Raw genomic sequence first — 19,535 nt, forward strand, 5'->3', positions numbered from 1 at the left:
CCCTCCGTAGCGACCACGAATTGATCGCCATATCACGATGTAATCGTTGAAACGAGATTAATCACACTCTCACTCGATATCAATAGCTTTCGCCGCTATCATCGCTTTATGGCGATTAATGATGGCGGGGGTTGCCTCGTCGAGACGCAGGGGTTGGATCCGGCGGTGGCCCTGTTCCACAGCCTCTCCGATGCGACACGGTTGGCGATCGTGCACCGGCTGGCGTGCGGGGAAGCGCGGGTCTTGGACCTGATGGCCGGGCTCGGACTGGCTCAGTCAACGGTATCGGCGCACGTAGCGTGCCTGCGCGACTGCGGGCTGGTCGTGGGCCGCCCGCAAGGGCGGCAGGTGTTCTACAGCCTGGCCCGCCCGGAGTTGATGGACCTACTCGCCTCGGCAGAGACCTTGCTCGCGGCGACAGGCAATGCGGTGGCGTTGTGCCCGAACTACGGCACCGACTCCACCACCGAGACGGAGAGCGCGGAGGTACGAGCATGAGCGACGCATGCGGCTGCGGCCACGACGAACCCGCCGGTGACGGCGAGGCCGAGGAACGCGAACCCGAAAAGCTCTGGGAAGTCAGTGAACTGCGCGCCGCCGCGGTCGCCGGAGTGCTGCTGGTCGCGGCACTGATCGTCGGCTGGACCGGCGGCCCACGCGCCGTCGAGTTGGGGTTGGAGATCGCCGCACTGCTCGTCGGTGCATACACCTTCGTCCCCTCCACGCTCAAACGGCTGGCCAAGGGCAAGATCGGTGTCGGCACGCTGATGACGATCGCCGCGATCGGCGCGGTGATCCTCGGCGAGGTCGGCGAAGCCGCCATGCTGGCGTTCCTGTTCTCCATCAGCGAGGGCCTCGAGGAGTACGCGGTCGCGCGCACCCGCCGCGGGCTGCGCGCCCTGTTGAACCTGGTACCGGACCGGGCCACCGTGCTACGCGACGGCACCGAAACCGTCATCGCCCCTGCCGAGCTGCGCGTCGGGGATCGGATGCTGGTGCGCCCCGGTGAGCGGGTCGCGACCGACGGGGTGATCGTCGACGGGCGTAGCGCGCTGGATGTTTCGGCGATCACCGGCGAATCGGTACCGGTAGAAGCCGGGCCGGGCGCGGAGGTGTTCGCCGGGGCGATCAACGGCACCGGTGTGCTGACCGTCGAGGTCACCACGACCGCCGAGGACAACTCCCTGGCACGGATCGTGCGGATCGTGGAGGCCGAGCAGGCCCGCAAGGGCGACGCTCAACGCTTGGCCGACAAGATCGCCAAACCGCTGGTGCCCGGCATCATGATCGCCGCCACAGCCATCGCGGTGATTGGCGCGCTCTTCGGGGATCCGGTCACCTGGATCGAACGTGCGCTGGTGGTGCTGGTCGCCGCCTCACCGTGCGCGCTGGCGATCTCGGTGCCGGTGACCGTGGTCGCCGCGATCGGTGCGGCGAGCAAGCTGGGTGTGCTGGTCAAGGGCGGTGCCGCACTCGAGGCGATGGGCCGGGTGCGCGAGGTCGCGCTGGACAAGACCGGCACGCTGACGGCGAACAAGCCTGCCGTCGTCGAGATCGCCGCCACCGGCGGTGTGCACGGGGACCGGGTGCTGGCGGTCGCGGCCGCGCTGGAATCGCGCAGTGAACATCCCCTCGCCCGCGCCATCCTCGCCGCCGTCGACACCGTCACTCCCGCCACCGACGTCGAGGCGGTCACCGGTGCCGGGTTGACCGGCCGCGTCGACGGACGCCGGGCGCGGCTGGGCCGTCCGGGCTGGATCGAACCGGGTGTTCTGGCCGCCGATGTGGAACGGATGCAGCACGCGGGGGCGACCGCGGTGCTGATCGAGCTCGACGGCCAGGTGATCGGTGCGATCGCTGTGCGCGACGAACTGCGGTCCGAGGCACACGAGGTCATCGACCGATTGCACGCGCTGGGAATCCGGGTCTCGATGCTCACCGGTGACAACGCCCGCACCGCCGCCGCTCTGGCCGCTGAGGCGGGGATCGAGGACGTGCACGCGGATCTGCGCCCGGAGGACAAGGCCCACATCGTGGGCGAACTGCGCAGCGACCGGTTCACCGCGATGGTCGGCGACGGCGTCAACGACGCCCCCGCACTGGCAACCGCCGACCTCGGTGTGGCGATGGGCGCGATGGGCACCGATGTCGCTATCGAAACCGCGGATGTGGCGTTGATGGGTGAGGACCTGCGGCACCTGCCGCGGGCTCTCGAGCACGCTCGTCGGGCTCGCCGGATCATGTTGCAAAACGTCGGTTTGTCGTTGGGGTTGATCACGATCTTGATCCCGCTCGCGCTGTTCGGGATTCTCGGGTTGGCGGCGGTGGTGCTGGTGCACGAACTCGCCGAGATCGTCGTCATCGCCAACGGTGTCCGCGCCGGACGCACCAAACCCCTGGCCTCGCTGACCGATTCGGCGGCAAAGCCCGCACCGGTACTGGCCGGAGCGCCCGCGTGACCGCCACCGCGTCGTCTGCTCCCACCGTGTCGCGGTGGGGGCGGCGACTGCGGTGGGTCGCTGCCGCGGCCGCGCTGGCCGGTATCGACCTCACGCTCAAAGCGTGGGCGCAGACCACGCTGGCCGGGGCCCCGATCGAGGCGGGTCCGGTGGACCTTAAGTTGGCGTTCAACCCGGGAGCGGCGTTCTCGATCGCCGCCGACGCACCGAGCTGGGTGATGCTCACGCTCACCACGGTGATCACCACCGCGGTCGCGGTCGGCGGATGGGTGGTCGCGCCGCGCGCGAACCTGCTCACCCGCGTCGCGCTCGCCGCGATCCTGGGCGGTGCCGCCGCCAACGTCATCGACCGGGCCCCCGACGGTGTGGTCACCGACTACCTGCACACCGGCTGGTGGCCCACCTTCAACCTCGCCGACACCTTCATCGTGCTCGGCGCGACCGCCCTCATCATCGCCACTCTGATCGGAAACTCCGATGAGCGAGAACCACTCTCACCCGAACACCACGCCGACGACCGGGACTGAGCCGGGCCCGTCACGTCGGTGGGCAGGGCTGGCGGCGCTGGTCGTCGCCCTGCTCACCGTCGGGCTGGACCTGATGGTTCTCAACGTCGCCCTGCCCACCCTGGCCCAAGACCTCGGCGCGAGCACCACCCAGTTGCAGTGGATCGTCAACGCCTACACCCTGGTCTTCGCCGCGCTCATGCTGCCCGCCGGCGGCTTCGGTGACCGCTACGGTCGCAAACGGCTGCTGCTGATAGGTTTGGTCGCCTTCGTCGCCGCCTCGGCCTGGGCCGCTTTCAGCGGGTCCACCGGCTCGCTGATCGCCGCCCGCGCGGTCATGGGCATCGGGGCCGCGATCATCGTGCCGCTGTCGCTGGGGATCCTGCCGACCCTGTTCGGCCCCGACCAGCGTCGCCGCGCGATCGCGGTGTGGGTCGGTGCACTGGGTGTCGGGTTGCCGCTGGGGCCGATCGTCGGTGGCTGGCTGCTGCAGCATTTCTGGTGGGGCTCGGTGTTTCTGATCAACGTCCCGGTCGGTGTCGCCGCCCTGGTTGCCTGTGTGGTGCTGTTGCCCGAATCGGTCGACCCGCATGCACCGGCGTTGGACTGGCTCGGGATCCTCACCGCCGTGCCCGGTACGGCGGCGCTGGTATTCGGCATCATCCAGGCTCCCGCGTACGGGTGGACCGATCCCGTCGTGCTCGCGGCTCTGGCGGCCGGTGTGTGGCTGATCGCGGGATTTCTGGTGTGGGAAAGCCGTGCCCGCGACCCATTGGTCGATCTGGCACTGTTCACCAATCCGGCCTTCACCTGGCCCACCCTGGCCGCAACCGCGGGCACCTTCACCCTGGTCGGCGTGCTGTTCGTGCTGCCGCAATACCTGCAGATACTGCGCTACCACGACGCCTTCGGCACCGGCCTGCGCTTGGTGCCTCTGGTGCTGGCGATCATCGTCGCCGCAGCCGCTGTGGACAAGATCGTGACCCGACTCGGCGCCAAAATCCCGATCGCCACCGGCATGGTGATCGCCGCGGCCGGATTCGTGCTCGCATCCCGCATCACCGTCGACTCCGGCTACGGCTTCGTCGCGGTGTGCCTGGCGACCGTGGGCCTGGGAGCCGGGCTGGCGTTGGCGCCGGCTGTCGACGCGGTCATGGCGAGCCTGCCCGAGCATCGCAGCGCCGCAGGAGCTGGGTTGCTGATGGCCATTCGACAGGTCGGTGCCGCGTTCAGCGTCGCGATCCTGGGCACCCTGCTCACCGTCGTTTACACCCGCGACCTCGACCCCCACCTGAGCGGCCTGCCCGAACCAGTGGTCAGCGCGGCGCGTGACAACATCGCCGGAGCGCAACTTGCCGCGACCCAGATTCCCGGCCCAGCGGGCGCCGATCTGGCCGCGTCCAGCGCCCACGCCTACAGCCACGCCATGTCCGCAGTGTTCCTTGCCAGCGCCGCCATCAGCGCACTACTGGCCGCGGCCATCGCCGCCAAACTCCCCAACCACACTCCTGCGCCCGCGCCGACATCACCGGCGCGTGATCGAAACTGAAATAGCCACTCCCATGACAGCGGCTACGGCACGCGACACAACTGCGTGTCAGCCGAGCAGCAGTGCACTCCCAGAGAAAGGGCATCCGCCGGAATGGTTACCTCGATCCTGCAGGCCATCGGACTCTTCCTGGTGACCAACATCGACGACATCATCGTGCTTTCGCTGTTCTTCGCCCGCGGCGCGGGAACCCGCGGAACAACGGCCGCCATCGCGACCGGACAATATCTCGGTTTCGGAGCGATCCTCGCCGCGTCGGTCCTCGTAGCGCTGGGAGTCACGGCGCTGCTGCCCGAAGAAGCCATCGCCTACTTCGGGCTCATTCCTCTGCTGCTCGGTCTGCTCGCCGCCTGGAGAGCATGGCGCAACAACGGCGACGACGATGAACGGTTCGAGGGCAAGAAGGTCGCGGTCTGGACGGTGGCGGCGGTGACCTTCGCCAACGGCGGCGACAACATCGGCGTCTACGTCCCGGTCTTCGCGACCGTGGGTACAGCGGCGATCGTCGCCTACTCGGTCGTGTTCCTGCTCTTGGTCGCCGTGCTGGTGTTCACCGCGAAGTTCCTCACCACCCGCAAGGCCATCGCCGAGATCTTGGAACGGTGGGAACACATCCTGTTCCCGCTCGTGCTGATCGTTCTCGGAATCGTCATCCTCGTCAGCGGCGGCGCATTCGGCCTCTGACCGTCGTCCCGGTCTGCACGGCCCAGATCACGGAGGACAGCGGCGATCGGCTCCAAAGAATGAAGTGCTATTCGAGGCCGTAACCGGTAGACAGCCGTCCTTCGGTTGGTCCATGGTTGTGCTCAGGGGCGCTGCACCGTTGTGGCACTACTACCACTGTGGCACTACTACCATCGACGTAGTTCAAGGCCTCCGGCAACGTGGGGCTTCTACCGCGCCTAGCGGGGTCGCTCGTGCAAACGCTTTAGTCGGGCGCTGTCATCGTTGCGAACTGTTTCCGCCCCAGCGCATAGCCCTGACCCACTGGTCAACTTAAAACGCTGATGGAACCGTGAGGGGCGCCGGTTCGGCGCGCCCGCGCGGAGAGAAACTAACCCACGTAGTAGTAACCTGTTCGTGGCTCGTTTGATATCGATCTGTTCCATCCGGGACGACTCTTGGACTGAAGGACCTTCCTTGGCACGGCATCGCAAAGCTGACCCCAGCCCGCTCCCCATTGGTATGCACACGTCCCCTCGCGGTGCCTCGGCGGCCTTCACCCTCGGAGCCACGGGGCCGCAGCCTTCGGGTGTCGCGCGTGCGGCGGGGCGACATCGGATGCCTCCCTCCCCCGAAGCTGTGGTCAGGTCCATCCGGCCCGCTACCTCTGTTCCCCCGCGCGCGTCGCACGCTCGGTCGGGGGGTGCGCCCGGGACGTCTTCATCTTCATATCTACCTCGCGATGGCCGTCCATACACGTCTCGCTCGCATGATGTATGGCCGCGCGCAGCCCGGTTCGATCATAGGGGTTTCGGGCCACCGCGCACACCGCGCACGGTCGATCTCGGCAGGAACCCAGGGCCGCAGCGCCTACTGCTCCATGGGAGCGGGCGTCCGGTCTCGATTGCCAAGGCAGTCAGCAAGTTCGATCTGCTTTTCTCGACGTGCTCGACGACGAGAAGGTCTCGGGCGCATCAGCCAGGTCGACGGCCGTTGCCGGGCTGAGTGGATCGCTCGTGGCCGCGGTGGTTCTCTGTGTAGCCGGCGGGGCCGCGGCCACCGCGCTCGCCGATCGTCACAATCCAACGAACACCCCAGCGCTCATGGCTGGCGTGTCCGCCGACGACCGATCCGCAGCAGCGCCACGACCTGTAGCCCCCGGATCGGTGGACGAAGAACAAGGCACCACTCTGGCAAGGGCATCGTCACGCGATGAGCTGTCCGCGGCCGTGCGGGAGCTAGCCTCGTGCTTTCACGCTGATTCCGTGTCGTGAATGAAGAATGGTGCCCTGACCTGGGATGATTGAGATTGCGAAGTCATCAATCGGACCAGATCGAGGAGCACCATTCAGGTGAGTAAGTCTACGTCGCCCTATCCCGTGCTGTCTGCAGATGGCACCGGAACCGGGGTAGTGTCGCAAGCCGGCGCCACGGTGTTGCTGCGGACAGCCGAGAAAACGGGCCTGACCACCGATTTATCGGACGCGTTGACACCGTGGCGTAAACCCCTGGCGACCCACGATCCAGGCAAGATCATCACGGATCTGGCCGTGGCAGTCGCGATCGGCGGTGATTGTCTGGCCGACATCAACCAACTGCGCGCCGACCCCGCCGTATTCGGTCAGGTCGCCTCTGACCCCACGGTGTCACGACTGATCTCGGCGTTGGCCGCCGACGCCCCAGCGGCATTGACGGCCATCAACTCCGCCCGCGCTGCTGCCCGGGCAGAGTGCTGGTCAGCAGCCGCCACGTCCGCCCCCGATCACGACGCCGATACTGGCGATCCCCTGATCGTCGATCTCGACGCAACCTTGGTGACCGCGCACTCGGAGAAACAGGATGCGGCACCAACCTACAAGCGCGGGTTCGGTTTCCACCCGCTGTGTGCGTTTGTCGATCACGGTAGCCAGGGCACTGGCGAACCCCTGGCCATCCAATTGCGGCCCGGCAACGCCGGCGCCAACACCGCCGCCGACCACATCACGGTCACCGCCGCCGCACTCGAGCAGCTACCGACGGTGCAGGGGTATCGGGTCGGCAAGTCGGTGCTGGTACGCACCGACTCGGCCGGCGGCACCCACGAGTTCCTCGGCTATCTCACCCGCCGGCGCCTGGCCTATTCAGTGGGATTCGGGCTGACCGAGACCATCGCGGCCGCAACCGACCGGATCAGTCCCGAGGCGTGGACCCCGGCCTACGATGCCGACGGCGTGCAACGCGACGGGGCGTGGGTGGCCGAGTTGACCGGGTTGATCGACCTATCGGGCTGGCCGCAGGGGATGCGTGTGATCGTCCGGAAGGAGAGGCCGCACCCGGGTGCACAATTGCGGTTCACCGACCGTGATGGGTTGCGGCTGACCGCGTTCGCCACCAACACCGTCCGTGGCCAACTCGCTGATCTGGAGCTGTGTCACCGGCGGCGGGCTCGATGTGAGGACCGGGTCCGTACCGCCAAAGACTGTGGCCTGACGAATCTCCCGCTGCACGGCTTCGATCAGAACCGGATCTGGTGCGCGATCGTGATGCTCGCCTGCGAGTTGATCGCCTGGACGCAGATGCTCGCGGAGCTTGTCAAGACGTCTGTGTAAGAACGTGACTCCTGGGTTTCCTGTGGTTGCTGGTTGGGTCTAGTTGAGGTGGGGTTCGATGCGGTCGGGGTAGGCCAGGGCTAGTTGCCCGAGGGCCTGTTTCCAGTTCGTCACGACTTGGCCCTCGACGAGTCTGCCGGGGGCTCTGCGCGTGGCGGCGGGCTTGCCGCGTTCCTTCTCGCGTTGCCGGGCCCGTTTGTCCTCGATGTCGCAGATCGCCAGCCACAGCAGTTTGCGCGCCGCGAGATCGTTGGGGAAGTGTCCCCGATTCTTGATGACCTTGCGGAGCTGGTAGTTCAGCGACTCGATCGAGTTGGTGGTGTAGATGACTTTGCGGAGCTCGGGCGGGAACGCCAAGAACGGAATGAACCGGTCCCACGCTCGATCGAAAGCTGCTGCGGCACTCGGATATTTGGTCCCCAGTTCCGAGTCTCGGAAGGCTTCCCATTCGCGGCGGGCGGTCTCGGCGTCGGGGGCGGTGTAGATCGGTTTGATCGCCCGCGCGACCTCTTTGCGGTCCTTGTAGTTCACGAACCGCATCGAGTTGCGAATCAGATGCACCACACACGTTTGCACCGTGGCCAATGGCCAGGTCGCCTCGATCGCCTCGGGGAACCCGGTCAACCCGTCGCAGCACACGATGAGCACGTCCTTGACGCCGCGGTTGGCCAGATTCGCACACACCCCGGCCCAGAACTTCGCGCCTTCCTCGGCCTGAATCCAGATGCCCAGCACGTGCTTGACGCCGGCCATGTCGACACCAATAGCGATGTGGGCGTGCCTGTTTCGGACATGACCGCCGTCTTTGACCTTCACCACCAGGGCGTCGAGGTAGATGACGGGATACAACGCCTCCAGCGGCCGGTTCTGCCATTCATCGACCGCGTCGAGGACCTCGTCGCAGATCTTCGAGATCGTCTCATGCGACAGATCGGTGCCGATCGTCGAGGCCAGATGATGCTGAATGTCGCGCAACGTCATGCCACCGGCATACAGCGAGATGATCATGTCGTCGAGCCCGCCGAGCCGGCGGGAACCCTTCGGTACCAGGCGTGGGGTGAACGTGCCGGCACGGTCACGAGGAACGTTCAACTCGACCGGCCCGGCCGCGGAGTCCACCGTTTTCGGGCTCGACCCGTTGCGGGCGTTGGGCAGTTGCCGACCGGCCGGATCGCCCTTGGCATAGCCGAGGTGATCGGTCAGCTCGGCCTTCAGGCCGCGTTCGAGGGCGAGTTTGATCAGACCCGGGATCAGGCCGCCGTCGCCGGTGATCTGGACCTGGCCGGTATCGATCTGGGCCAACAACTCATCGACCATGCCCGAGGCCTCCAGCGCCTCGGCCACCTCCGCGGTCGAACGCGGCTCAGCCAACTCAGGCAGCTGCTGACCGTCGTCGTGCTGCTTATCGTCTAACGCCATGCTCATAGATTGTCCTCTCACTGATGAGCACTGGACTTACACAGACCATCTGACACCCCCTGCTCGCGTTCACCGATCACCCTGCTCGCCGGTGGGAACCCAAGCGACTGCGCCACCGCGTGTTCTCGATCGCGGCCAAGATCAGCCGCCACGCCCGGCGAACCCGCATGAAGCTGGCCACCCACGCTCCGCACGTCGATCTGCTACTCGACGGGCTAGCAAGGCTTGCAGCACTTCCAGCGCCGGCCTGACCACCAGGCCGACCAACCTTCGATCCAGAAAGGACATTCACACCTCGGGGCCGTGAAACCCGACGCACACCGACGCCTCGGACAACACCACACGGCCCACGCCCGAAATCCGGTCCTCAGACCACCCAACCGGGCCACTCAACAAGGGACCGCCACCTCACGAAACATCGAGGTTAGATGCCGGATTGCCTGGCCCGTACATAAACTTCTGGAACGACTTAGATGCGGGATTGTCTTCCCCGTACATGAAGTTCCGGAACGCCTCGGAGCGCAGCGTCGTGTCAAACGCCTCGTTGGTGCGAACCCATTCCCTCAGGCGCTCCATAGTCTCTTCGGGCAGAACGATCCTCGAACCAGAATCGGAGACAGAAATGCGTGCATTCTTGACCTCGTCGATCACATCGTTGTCCACATCGGCGTCGAGATAGGTGTTGAGGTCTTCGAGGAAGGTGTCCGAGTTCACGTGGTGGTATCGCTGGCCGGTTTCGTCAGCGAACTCACGCAGAAGGTCAGGTAGAGGCCCGAAGTCCTTGTCGTCAACGATCTGACGCCAGTCTGCCTTCATGTCGTCGCTCACAAACAGCACGTCCTGCTCGACAGCTCGGGCCAGGTCCATCATCTCCATCCAGATGAGTGGGTCACCGATCCCGCCGTCCCGCTTGGACTCATCGACTCCGGTCCCGGGGGGCATGGCAGCGGCGAGCCGAGCACGTGCCTGGTCCTCCCATGCCCGGAGGTCGGTCGATGTCCGCCGACGACCGATCTGACCGGCATCGGTGAACAGCTTCTCGATACGATCCCGGATTGGGTCATCTGTCTGAATTTGTTTGGGGTGGAGGATATTCGACTCACGCTCTGCCCGTATCGCTCCGTCGATGGTAGTCGCGGCTTCCTTGAATGCCGTGTCCGCCGCGTCGAGTAGTCGTTTCTGTACTCCGGTGTCCTTGACTTCCCTGATAGCCGCGCGAAGTTCCTGCAGGAGCTGACTATTGACGCCTTTGCCCTTGACTCCCGAGATGATGTTCGTCGCTCTGGTGTATTGCTTGGCGTGATCGGCTGCGACGGACAGTCGTTGACGGTGGTATTCGAAGCCGGCGCGGTAGGGAAGGAAGAGGCGCGGACGGATATCGTCCCGTTCGAGCTGGACGAGGATCTTCTCGCGGGACTCCTTCGATATCCGGTACAGGCCCAGCAGGACGTTGGCATCCAACGCGATTCTGGCCTTAGTGACGAAATCGCGGCGCTCATCGTCGCCATCGGAGTACCACTCACCGAACACATCACGCATCGCGTCCTCCTGCCTTCGCTGCGCCATTCCCGCTTTGCGGCGGGGCCGCTGGTCAAATCTAAAGCTCGGGTCCGTGGTCGCGGGAGCGTTCTGTGCTACGCGACGATGGCCGCGGGGAGGTCCCCGGTGCCGGTGTGCGCGGTGCCGCCTGTGCAGCACGGGTGTCGGCGAGCAGTTCTCCAATCGAACGTGGCCTGTCCGAAGTCCAGACACCGTCGTCGGGGTTCCACTGGCCGTTCTCTGTCGCGCCCGTCAGGATCGGTTCGATGAGGCTGTTGGCGGCCGTGAGCGCGGCGTCGGCCTGGTGCAGGTGCGCCGGCAAGCCGCTGTGCGCGGCGCGCTCTGGGTAGTCGCGCTCCCAGGTCGGGTTGGGCAGCACCAACGGCGCAGGGATCGTCAGGTCGCGGCGCTGTTCTTGGTGGCAGATCGCAGCATGCAGCTGCTCGGCGTCGAACGACTGGGTGCGGGCGAGGATGACGAGGTCGACCAGGTCGTGGGCGCGGGTCGAGGGGCTGTCGCCGTGGGTGCCGTGCAGCTCGTAGAGGGCCGCGACCTTGTCGGCGACTGCCTCGGCGGCGGCCTGCATCCGGATCACGGGCATGGGGTCGAGTTCGTCGAGCGCGAGCACCGGGCGCGGGCTGATCGTCTCGGGCGGTAGCAGCATCTCCCGGTGGGTCGCGAGGTCGAGCGTGGCGTCGGAGAACCGTTGTCCGGCAAGGTTGTAACGGATACGCCCGGCGAACAAGCCCGGGCTACGAGTCGCGGTGATCGTGATGTCGAACTCGCCGAAGTCGCCGGGTCCGGGGTGGGCGGCCTGGCGCAGCGAGTGCTGCATGTGTTCGGCGTCGAGGCGGGTCGCCAGGTCGGCGTCGGCGGTGGGGCGGGCCTGGGTCGGTGCCCGGAATTGCAGGGCGGTGCCGCCGGTGAGGATCCACTGGTCGGCGTCGGGGGAACGGAACAGCCGGGCCAGGAACAACTGGAGGGTCACGGTCTGAGCGAGCTCGTCACGGCTGAACCTGCTCGTCCGAGCCTCGGCGGACAGGCGGGCTTTCAGCCCGGCGCGGAAGGCCTCTTCGGACGCATACGCCATCAGCCGACCAGCACCGGTTCGGCCGGCATCTGGGCCTGATCGAGCAACGAGGCGAACAGGTCAGCACCCGAGGCGTACTTCCAGCGCGGCGCGGCCCGATCACACGCCGCGATCAGCTCGTCGGCGTCGACCAGCGATTCGGTCAGGCAGGTGTGCAGCGCGGTCCCGAGGTGTCCGCCGTCGCCGTGGGTGAGGAGCAGGTCGACCACGGTGCGCGCGGGTGTGGTCACCGGTAGTCCGTCGACGAGGTCCCAGTCGCGGCCGCGGTCACCGATCGACCGGCGCCAGGTGCGCACCGACGGGTCGCGGACGTTGATGCGATGCGGGCTGCTCAGCTCGAGCCCGGATGCGGTGATCGTGCCCAGGCGCAGGACTTGGGCGGCGGCGGCGTGGCTCACGACGCTGTCGGGGCGTGTGCGGCGTTCCTCGATGTCGGCGGCGGGGTGGAGCGCCAACCATTGTGCCGCCCAGTCGCCGAGGGTTGTCCAGGCCGTGGACTCGGGGATCTCGTAGACGCCGTGGTGGACCCGGACGATGGCCTCACGGGCAGCGAGGCGGGCCAGGACGTAGGGCGCGACGCCGAGGTTGCGGGCTTGGGCGGTGGTGAACAGGCCGAACTGGCGATCCGCCAGCCCGCGGATCGCGCCCCACCGGCCAGCGTCGATCATGCAGCAATAATAGCAACGGGAGTGATCGGTGAGGCTTTCCGAGCTGTCCGAGCGCGGCCCGTCCGTGCAGACTGGCCCGCGTGCCCCGGCACAGTGGTCACGGTGTGCCGGGGCGGTCGACGTCGTCATCCGCTGGTGGGGTGCAGGACTTCGCGTAGGCGGGTGCCGATCCATAGCGGGACTGGTGGGGTGACGGCGTTGCCGTAGCCGTCGATCTGGTCGCGGCCTTTGCCCCACACGGTGAAGGTGCCTTTGTGGTCGCCGAAGTCGGGGTCGAATCCGCAGCCGCGGCCGACCTCGTGCGGGGTCATCATGCGGAAGAAGCACTCATCGAGCGGGATGTCGGCGAGGGCGTCGCGCCAGTGGGAGGCCAGCAGGGCGGTGGTGTCGCGGCTGGTCAGGGTGCCCAGTGGGTCGGTGAGCGGGTGCGCGGCGGTTTCGGTGCCGGTGCTGCCGTTCTGTTTGAACCAGCCTGCGAGCAGGGCGGGGTCGCCGGTCGCGGTGAGCAGGCCGGGGGTCTGTTCGGCGGTGATCGTCGGCATGGCCTGGGCATGGCTGGTCGGGGTGGTGTGCTTGCGGAAGGGCACCACACCCGAGGACACGATGCTCAGGGTCTCCGAACCGCCCTGGGTGGGCAGCGCCTCGTCGAGGCCGCGTGGTGCGCCCTGGAAGTTGTTGATGGCCATCGCGACCGGGGGAGTGAGCAGGCCGGTAGTGTTGGTGGCGGGCTGGGTCCACAGCGGCTGACCCAGGGTCCGGGTCCGGCACTGCGATCCGGGGCGCTCGAAGGTGTTTCCGGCGGCGACCATGATGGCGCCGGTACTGAGCAGCGCGGTCTTTTGCTGCGAGGTCTGGGTGGCCATCGGTTGCAGCGGATGGCGTTCCACGCCGCGTTGGGCCTTGGCCGGCATCAGCACAGCGGGGAACTCGGCGAACTTCTGGCGGCACCGCTCGGCACGGGCCATGGTCGCCGGGGCCAGCGGCTTGGTCCGCTCGCCGATGCGGGTGCCCAGGTGGGTGAGGTCCAAGGCCGTCAACGACGGTGTGGCGGTGGGAGAGACCTCACCGAAGCAACGCGGGCAACGGTAGTTGTACTGCTTGCCGTAGCGCACCGATCCGCTGGCGGGCACGCCGGTCTTCCACGCCCACATCGCCTCGACAGCCTCATCGCAGGGGCCACACCACGCCTGGGGGCGGTGATCGAGGTCGGGAGCGGGCAGCGTGCGGTCCCAGAACACGATGTAGAGCCGGTCCCGGCTCTGGGGGACGCCGAAGAACATCGAGTTGAGGTAGAGCACCTTGTGCTCGTAGCCGAGCTTGGTGATCTCGCGCAGCCACCACCGATACGTCGACCCGTCGCCGACCTTGCGTCGCCCGGGCACCGCTGGTCCCCAAGACTGCAACTCGGTGGTGCATTCGACCAGGATCAGCAGCGGGTGGTGCTGATCGGCGTAGTGCAGCACGCAGTTGGCCGTTGCGCGGTCCCGCTCGGATCGGGTGGCGCGTTCCTCGAACTCGGGGTCGTCGAGGTCGAACAACGTCAGACCCTGTTCGTAGGCACGTTGGGTGTTGGCCTGGGAATGGTTGGTGCAGGTCACCCCCGCGACCAGCAGATCGGCCGCCGGGAGTTCGCGCACCGAGTGGTAGGTGTCGGAGTCGGTGTTGATCAGATCAGCGATCCAGTGCTCGACGTGCGGGTGGTTGGCCTCGTGCACCTCGACCTTGTAGCGGTTGTGGTTGGCCCCGACGATGGTGTCGAATCCTGCGGCCTCGATGCCCTGGGTGAATCCGCCAAATCCTGAGAACAAGTCCAGCGCGGTCGGGTTGTCGTGACGGAATCGTCTGCGACGCAGCGCCGGTCGATGTTCCGCTGTCTTCGAGATGATGTGCCCCATGATCGTCGCTTCCTCGCCCATTCCATCCGTGGTGGTTGCCTATAGACTACCATCAGCGGTAGCCTATAGGCAACCATTACGGCACGGCGTAAGAAGGAGCAGCACATGGCAACGACCACCGAAAACACCTGCGCGGCAACACCGATGAGCGTTCATGCGCGAGCGATCGCCGCAAGCATCGAGCAGTGGCGCCGAGCCTGCGACCTCGCAGGCAGTGTCGACGCTGAACATGACGCGGCTGCCGCCCTTGTCGGGCTGGTCGAGCAAGCGATGCCCGAGCTGGCGCGCACCGAGGTTGTCGAGCGGTCGTATCTGGTCCGCCGGGTGCAGCGCTACGTCGGCCCGCTGCCTGAGCAGTGGGCGGCGATGGACGATTCCGGCCGCGACCAGTACTACTGTGACCACTGGCTGGCTGTCGAGGAGTTCGACGAGCACATCGACGACGACCAGCTGACCCTGACGATCGTGAAACCCGCGCAGTGAGCAGCTGTCCCGCGCCGACCGGGCGCACCGCCGTCGTAGTGCCGCCCGCGGCGACCTCGCCGGTAGGCTCAGCCACGCCGAGTGCGCCCGCCGACCTGGCGGGCGATAGGGGAGGAGGAGCCGTCATGGCCGTCGACATCGACGAACCTGCGTTGCTACGCGCTCTCGGAGAAGCGATCACGACCCGCCGCGAGGAACTGGGCCTCAGTCAGCGGGCCCTGGGTCTCGAGGCCGGCGTCGAGCGCAACATGCTGCGCGGCGTGGAAGACGGATCGCGGCGAGCAACCATCATCACCCTGGCGCGCATCGCCAAAGCTCTGAAAATGCCGGCCTCGCAGCTACTTCATAAGATCGGGCACTGACCTTCCCTGCATGGGGTGACACGCGGCCTCGGACCCAGGACGGAGGGGAGAGGGACTGCACAGTAGGGGGCCTCACCGCCCTCCCCTCCGATCCTGTGAGAACGGTCTTCGGCTGGGTGTGGCAACTCAGAAGAACGCGTCGCCACATTAGCAAACCGGATCTTTGCTGTAGTCGACAACTGGGCAAGCATGTTCGCGGCGCGCGAGCCAGCTGCGGTCAGACGCAGTCACAAGTAGCCAAAGCTGCTGGCGTGCAACGAACAACATCACCATCGGCGCGCTCTAAGAGCCACCAATGTGATCCGGTTCGCTGTTGCAAATGTACATCAGCCGGGGCGTTCGGCCCCGTGATTCCCGTTCACTATCGTCACTGGTGACGAAAGATAGTGCTATACACCGCAATTCGCCGAAAATGTACCTTACGACGTCGTAGCTGGTGATCCGCTGTGCTGCCGCTCCGCCATCAGAGGTAGCGCGGGGGATCGACTCTTGGGTCGTCGTCGACGGTATCGATCCTCGAGTCGGCAAGGGTGTCGGTGATTGCGGCGGCACTGGCACCGATGGTGGCGAATTGCGGGTCGGCGACGCACCATGCACGATCGGCCAGCCATGTCACCTAGGGCAGGCTCGAATCTTGGCGGCAACGCCAATTGCTGCGGCCGTGTGGTGTATCGATCCTCGATTGTCGCCGAGTTTCGCCAGCTGGCGCGCCATGCCTAGATGAGCGGTGACGTGCCGTCGGCGGTTCGTCGTGCAGAGGCCATGTGCTTCGGCGAAGAAAGTGTGCGCTGAGTGGGGTGTTGGCGCCCGCCGGACCTCTCGCATGGCCTTTCGGTACCGCCGCTGCTCATCATCGACGTGCTCGAAACCTGTGACCACCCGAAACGCTCCCTTGTCGGCGAGGTTCACTATGACCCCTGTCCACATCGACTCTAAATACTATCTCCGTTAGTAGGGAGCGTTCTAGGGGTTGCGGTGCCGAGTTTCTTGGGGCATGCAGGCGTGTGTTCCGGTCATACTTGGGTGCAGTGCCGTGTGGCGAGGGAAGAAGGATTGATGGAGAACGGTCCCAGCGAGTTGAACACCGTCGGCGCCTGGCGCGAGATGGGTTGGCGCTGATGAGCATGGCGGTGGTGCTGGTGGCTGCAGCGGCTCTGCTGGGTTGGTGGTGGCCGCGGTGGATGGTGCGTATCCAGCCACGCATCGATGCTCGGTGGGTGTTGGTGGCGTGGCCGGCCGCCCAGGCGATGTTCACGGCGTTGTGGGTCGCTGCGGTGTCGGTGCTGGTGGTGCCGAACCACTTCGGCGTGCATAAGTTGTCGGCGGTGGCCTCCTGCCTGCGTGTGTTGTCTCATGGCGCGCCGGCCCAGGTGGAGACCGTGGCTGGGGCCGCGGTGCTGGCCAGCACGGTGGCGGCGGCCGTTTGGGTGGTGTCCTTGGTGGCACGTGCTGCGGTCGCAATGGGCCGGGCACGCGAGCACTATCTGCAAGCGTTACGTCTGGTTGGCCAACGTTGTGATCGGTTTCCTGATGTGTGGTGGCTCAGCGATCAGCGGCCGATGGCCTTCTGTTTGCCGGGCCGCAACGCGGGGATCGCTGCGACGACGGGTTTGCAGGACGTTCTGACCGGCGCTGAACTGAATGCTGTGATGGCTCACGAACGCGCACACCGACGCCAGCGGCATCACGCGATCGTGTTGCTCGCTGGGGTTCTGGGCCGAGCGTTGCCGTTCATTCCGCTGTTCGCTCGCGGTGCTGATGAGGTGGCGACACTTGTCGAGCAGGCCGCTGATGCACGGGCGGCCGAACAGGTCGGCACCCGGACAGTGTGCTCGGCGTTGGGAACGCTGGCCCGATCGGCCGGGTCGTCGGATTTTCCGGCGGGGGCGTTGTCGATCAGTGATTCTGCGAGTGTGACGCCGCGTTTGCACCGGCTCTATGACGGTCGGCGATGTGTGTCACGTGGTCACCACGCAATGGCCGCTGCCACGGTTGCAGGGGTTGTTGTCCTACCTACCGTCGTCACCGCCACCGGCGCCGTGTCGGCGCTGGTGGCGGTAGCTTGCCTGCTGTGATGGTGAAAGCGAGCGTGTCATTTGCTCGAGGCCGTCGGGCGGGTGCGGCTGGGCCACTACAGGCCGGCGAGTAGTCGCTGCATCTCGGCGATCTCCGATTCCTGGTCGGAGATGATCTTTCGCGCCAGTGCGATGGCTTCGGGGTTCTTCCCGTCCTGGATCTCGGTCTTGGCCATGGCGACGGCGCCGCGGTGGTGCTCGATCATCTGTGTGAGGTAGAGGCGAGCCGCCGCGGTTCCCTGGGCCTCGCGCAGCTGTTGGAACTGTTGTTCGGTCATCATTCCGGGCATGTCGTGACCGCCCATTGACGGCGACATCGATTCCCCGGCACTCATCTGACTCATGTCGTGGCCCTGCGAGCTCGAGCTCATCGAAGCTCCCCACGTGGTCACCCAGGACTTCATCTGGTCGATCTCGGGCTGCTGGGCGGCTTTGATCTGCTGGGCCAGTCGGACGACCTCGGGATTGATGTCGTTCTTGTCGAGCAGGATGTTGCTCATCGTGATCGCTTGTGAGTGATGGGAAATCATCTCCTGGGCGAAGGTCATGTCGGCCGCGTTGTGCTCGCCCATGTCGGCCACAGAGGATGGTGCCGCTATCGAGGTGGTGGTGACCATTCCCGTCATCGAGGAGTGGTCTTGTCCCTCGGAGTCGGAACAGCCCGCCAACACCAGCAGGCCCGCCGCTGATGCCCCGATGATGATGCGCGCGCGCTTTGTCGACATCTGTCCTCCTTGTTTCAGACGCCCCGCAAGGTGGCGCTTCGATAACAATTCTACTAGCCACGATAGTAGTTCGGTGCGGTTCGGGCCCTTGCCTTTCCCCTACTGACCTGCGGGAAGCATGTCTCGCGACGAAAATCACGGCTGCAGTCGTGGGAACTTGTGTGACTGGTGGGGCTGGTGGTGTGCGTGGTGTGATGCTGGGCGTCGCTCTCTCGGCGTGGACTTTCGGCATCGATTCGATCCGCCCGAGTGGTGGTCGCGGTGGCGACGGCAGTGGGTGTGGCGTGGGCGCCGGTGCTGCCCGCGGCGGCCGCACCCGATGACCATGTCGCCCGGGAGCTGGTGGTTCTCGTGCAGGACACGGTCAAGGCGGCGCTGGGCGGTGCGGCGGCAGCGAGCTTGGGTGAGCCGATCAAGCATGCGTCGTCGTGTTTACGTGATCATGCGCAGTCCGGGAGCAGCGACAGCGGCAGTGTGGCCGCGTTGGAGTGTTTCGGCGCGTTTGGTTCGACTGTCGATCCGCTCAGTGGCTTTCGCATCATCGATGCGTTGCCGCTGGCTCGTCTGGTGGCAACGTTGGTGGCGGCGTTGGTGCCGCACGATCCCAGCGTCCCGCATGGGCCGCAACCACAACCGGGGGCTCCGGGTGCTGCGGTGCCGGGGAGCGGGGGTGCGGTGGCGCCTACTGCCGGCTCGATCACCTCGACGTTCGGGGATGGGCGCGGCCATCAGGGCATCGACATCGGCAACGATCTGGGTGCTCCGATTGTCGCGGTGGCCGATGGGGAGATCATCACCGCCGGCCCAGCGCAAGGCTTCGGCTTGTGGATGCGGATCCGCCACGATGACGGCACGATCACCACCTACGGCCACAACGATGAGAATCTGCTCGAGCAGGGCACCCGGGTCCGGATGGGACAGATCGTGGCCACGGTGGGCAACCGCGGTGTGTCGACCGGCCCGCACCTGCATTTCGAGGTTCTCGATCCCGCCGGGGTGAATGTCGATCCCGCACAGTGGCTGGCCGAGCGTGGGGTGGTGCTGGCCGTTGATGCCGAGGCCGAACGCCCGGCCCCGGGCGGGCCGGTGGTGCCGCAGTGGGTGCGACAGCCACGGACGTGAGCGGATGCGTCCGCGCCGAGGGTCGGGCGTGATCGGTTGTGCGGGTGGGGATCAGGAACGGACGAGTCGGGCGATGGCGGCGGAGGCTTCGGCGATCTTGTCCTCGGCGGTGGCGCCGCCGGCCTGGGCGGCGTCGAGGACGCAGTGTTTGAGGTGGTCGTCGAGCAGGCCGAGCGCGACACCTTCGAGCGCCTTGGTCAGCGCCGATATCTGGGTGAGGATGTCGATGCAGTATTGCTCTTCATCGACCATGCGGTGGATTCCGCGGGCTTGGCCCTCGATGCGTTTGAGTCGCGCGAGGTAGCGGCTTTTGTCACTGATGTAGCCGTGCGCGGTATGTGCGCACTCGTTCTCCGGTGCGGACGATGTCGTCATCGGACAATCATCTCCTT

At 66.2% G+C, this 19,535-nt stretch carries 16 protein-coding genes and 2 pseudogenes; 11 read left to right on the plus strand and 7 right to left on the minus strand.

Features of this window, described 5'->3' with window-relative positions:
* The first annotated feature begins 108 nt into the window (after positions 1-108).
* The 6 genes and pseudogenes from GR168_RS12605 to GR168_RS12630 all read left to right on the plus strand — a co-directional run.
* Positions 109-498, plus strand: coding sequence for a metalloregulator ArsR/SmtB family transcription factor (locus tag GR168_RS12605; RefSeq protein WP_005179570.1), 390 nt, complete (start codon positions 109-111; stop codon positions 496-498).
* Positions 495-2,459 carry a cation-translocating P-type ATPase gene (locus GR168_RS12610; protein WP_159370888.1) on the plus strand — a complete coding sequence of 655 codons (1,965 nt, stop codon included), beginning with the start codon at positions 495-497 and terminating at the stop codon, positions 2,457-2,459. The genes GR168_RS12605 and GR168_RS12610 overlap by 4 nt, the downstream gene beginning before the upstream one ends.
* Positions 2,456-2,986, plus strand: coding sequence for a signal peptidase II (lspA, locus tag GR168_RS12615; protein WP_005179567.1), 531 nt, complete (start codon positions 2,456-2,458; stop codon positions 2,984-2,986). The genes GR168_RS12610 and lspA overlap by 4 nt, the downstream gene beginning before the upstream one ends.
* Entirely contained in the window at positions 2,937-4,514 is a 1,578-nt protein-coding gene (locus GR168_RS12620) for a DHA2 family efflux MFS transporter permease subunit (RefSeq protein WP_005179563.1), read from the plus strand. The genes lspA and GR168_RS12620 overlap by 50 nt, the downstream gene beginning before the upstream one ends.
* Before the next feature lie 93 nt (positions 4,515-4,607).
* Entirely contained in the window at positions 4,608-5,198 is a 591-nt protein-coding gene (locus GR168_RS12625) for a cadmium resistance transporter (RefSeq protein ID WP_005179560.1), read from the plus strand.
* 1,331 nt (positions 5,199-6,529) lie between these two features.
* Positions 6,530-7,741 (plus strand): annotated as a pseudogene (locus tag GR168_RS12630) (IS1380 family transposase); the annotation flags it as partial.
* Between the two features lie 63 nt (positions 7,742-7,804).
* Here GR168_RS12630 and GR168_RS12635 read toward each other — a convergent pair.
* Complete coding sequence (locus GR168_RS12635; RefSeq protein ID WP_159370889.1) at positions 7,805-9,190, minus strand: IS256 family transposase; 1,386 nt, start codon at positions 9,188-9,190, stop codon at positions 7,805-7,807.
* Positions 9,191-9,243: 53 nt separating this feature from the next.
* Here GR168_RS12635 and GR168_RS12640 point away from each other — a divergent pair.
* Positions 9,244-9,435, plus strand: a pseudogene (locus GR168_RS12640) (transposase); the annotation flags it as partial.
* Between the two features lie 157 nt (positions 9,436-9,592).
* Here the strand turns inward: GR168_RS12640 and GR168_RS12645 are convergent.
* From GR168_RS12645 to GR168_RS12660, 4 genes are all read right to left on the minus strand, one after another.
* A complete protein-coding gene (locus GR168_RS12645; protein ID WP_137809386.1) occupies positions 9,593-10,723 on the minus strand; it encodes a PIN-like domain-containing protein in 1,131 nt (376 codons plus the stop codon).
* Positions 10,724-10,781: 58 nt separating this feature from the next.
* Positions 10,782-11,813, minus strand: coding sequence for a nucleotidyl transferase AbiEii/AbiGii toxin family protein (locus GR168_RS12650; protein ID WP_159370890.1), 1,032 nt, complete (start codon positions 11,811-11,813; stop codon positions 10,782-10,784).
* A complete protein-coding gene (locus GR168_RS12655; RefSeq protein ID WP_159370891.1) occupies positions 11,813-12,481 on the minus strand; it encodes a type IV toxin-antitoxin system AbiEi family antitoxin domain-containing protein in 669 nt (222 codons plus the stop codon). The genes GR168_RS12650 and GR168_RS12655 overlap by 1 nt, the downstream gene beginning before the upstream one ends.
* A gap of 125 nt (positions 12,482-12,606) precedes the next feature.
* A complete protein-coding gene (locus tag GR168_RS12660; RefSeq protein WP_231381006.1) occupies positions 12,607-14,397 on the minus strand; it encodes a DNA cytosine methyltransferase in 1,791 nt (596 codons plus the stop codon).
* An 84-nt stretch (positions 14,398-14,481) separates the two neighbouring features.
* On the opposite strand from GR168_RS12660, the gene GR168_RS12665 reads away from it, so the two are divergent.
* The 3 genes from GR168_RS12665 to GR168_RS12675 all read left to right on the plus strand — a co-directional run bounded on the left by GR168_RS12665 (position 14,482) and on the right by GR168_RS12675 (position 17,296).
* Positions 14,482-14,859, plus strand: coding sequence for a hypothetical protein (locus GR168_RS12665; protein ID WP_137809384.1), 378 nt, complete (start codon positions 14,482-14,484; stop codon positions 14,857-14,859).
* 125 nt (positions 14,860-14,984) lie between these two features.
* Positions 14,985-15,221: a helix-turn-helix transcriptional regulator gene (locus tag GR168_RS12670; RefSeq protein ID WP_035755500.1), complete on the plus strand. Its 237-nt coding sequence runs from the start codon at positions 14,985-14,987 to the stop codon at positions 15,219-15,221.
* Between the two features lie 1,118 nt (positions 15,222-16,339).
* Positions 16,340-17,296, plus strand: coding sequence for a M56 family metallopeptidase (locus GR168_RS12675; protein WP_035755572.1), 957 nt, complete (start codon positions 16,340-16,342; stop codon positions 17,294-17,296).
* A gap of 56 nt (positions 17,297-17,352) precedes the next feature.
* Here GR168_RS12675 and GR168_RS12680 read toward each other — a convergent pair whose 3' ends face one another.
* Complete coding sequence (locus GR168_RS12680; protein WP_035755501.1) at positions 17,353-18,021, minus strand: DUF305 domain-containing protein; 669 nt, start codon at positions 18,019-18,021, stop codon at positions 17,353-17,355.
* Positions 18,022-18,273: 252 nt separating this feature from the next.
* On the opposite strand from GR168_RS12680, the gene GR168_RS12685 reads away from it, so the two are divergent.
* Positions 18,274-19,143 (plus strand): M23 family metallopeptidase, encoded by an 870-nt coding sequence (locus GR168_RS12685; protein WP_343213062.1) that lies wholly within the window; start codon positions 18,274-18,276, stop codon positions 19,141-19,143.
* Positions 19,144-19,194: 51 nt separating this feature from the next.
* On the opposite strand, the gene GR168_RS12690 is transcribed toward GR168_RS12685, so the two are convergent.
* Positions 19,195-19,518 carry a metal-sensitive transcriptional regulator gene (locus GR168_RS12690; RefSeq protein ID WP_035755503.1) on the minus strand — a complete coding sequence of 108 codons (324 nt, stop codon included), beginning with the start codon at positions 19,516-19,518 and terminating at the stop codon, positions 19,195-19,197.
* Positions 19,519-19,535: the final 17 nt, after the last annotated feature.

The organism is Gordonia sp. JH63, assembly GCF_009856645.1.
In the GTDB taxonomy this organism is placed as follows: Bacteria; Actinomycetota; Actinomycetes; order Mycobacteriales; family Mycobacteriaceae; genus Gordonia; species Gordonia hongkongensis.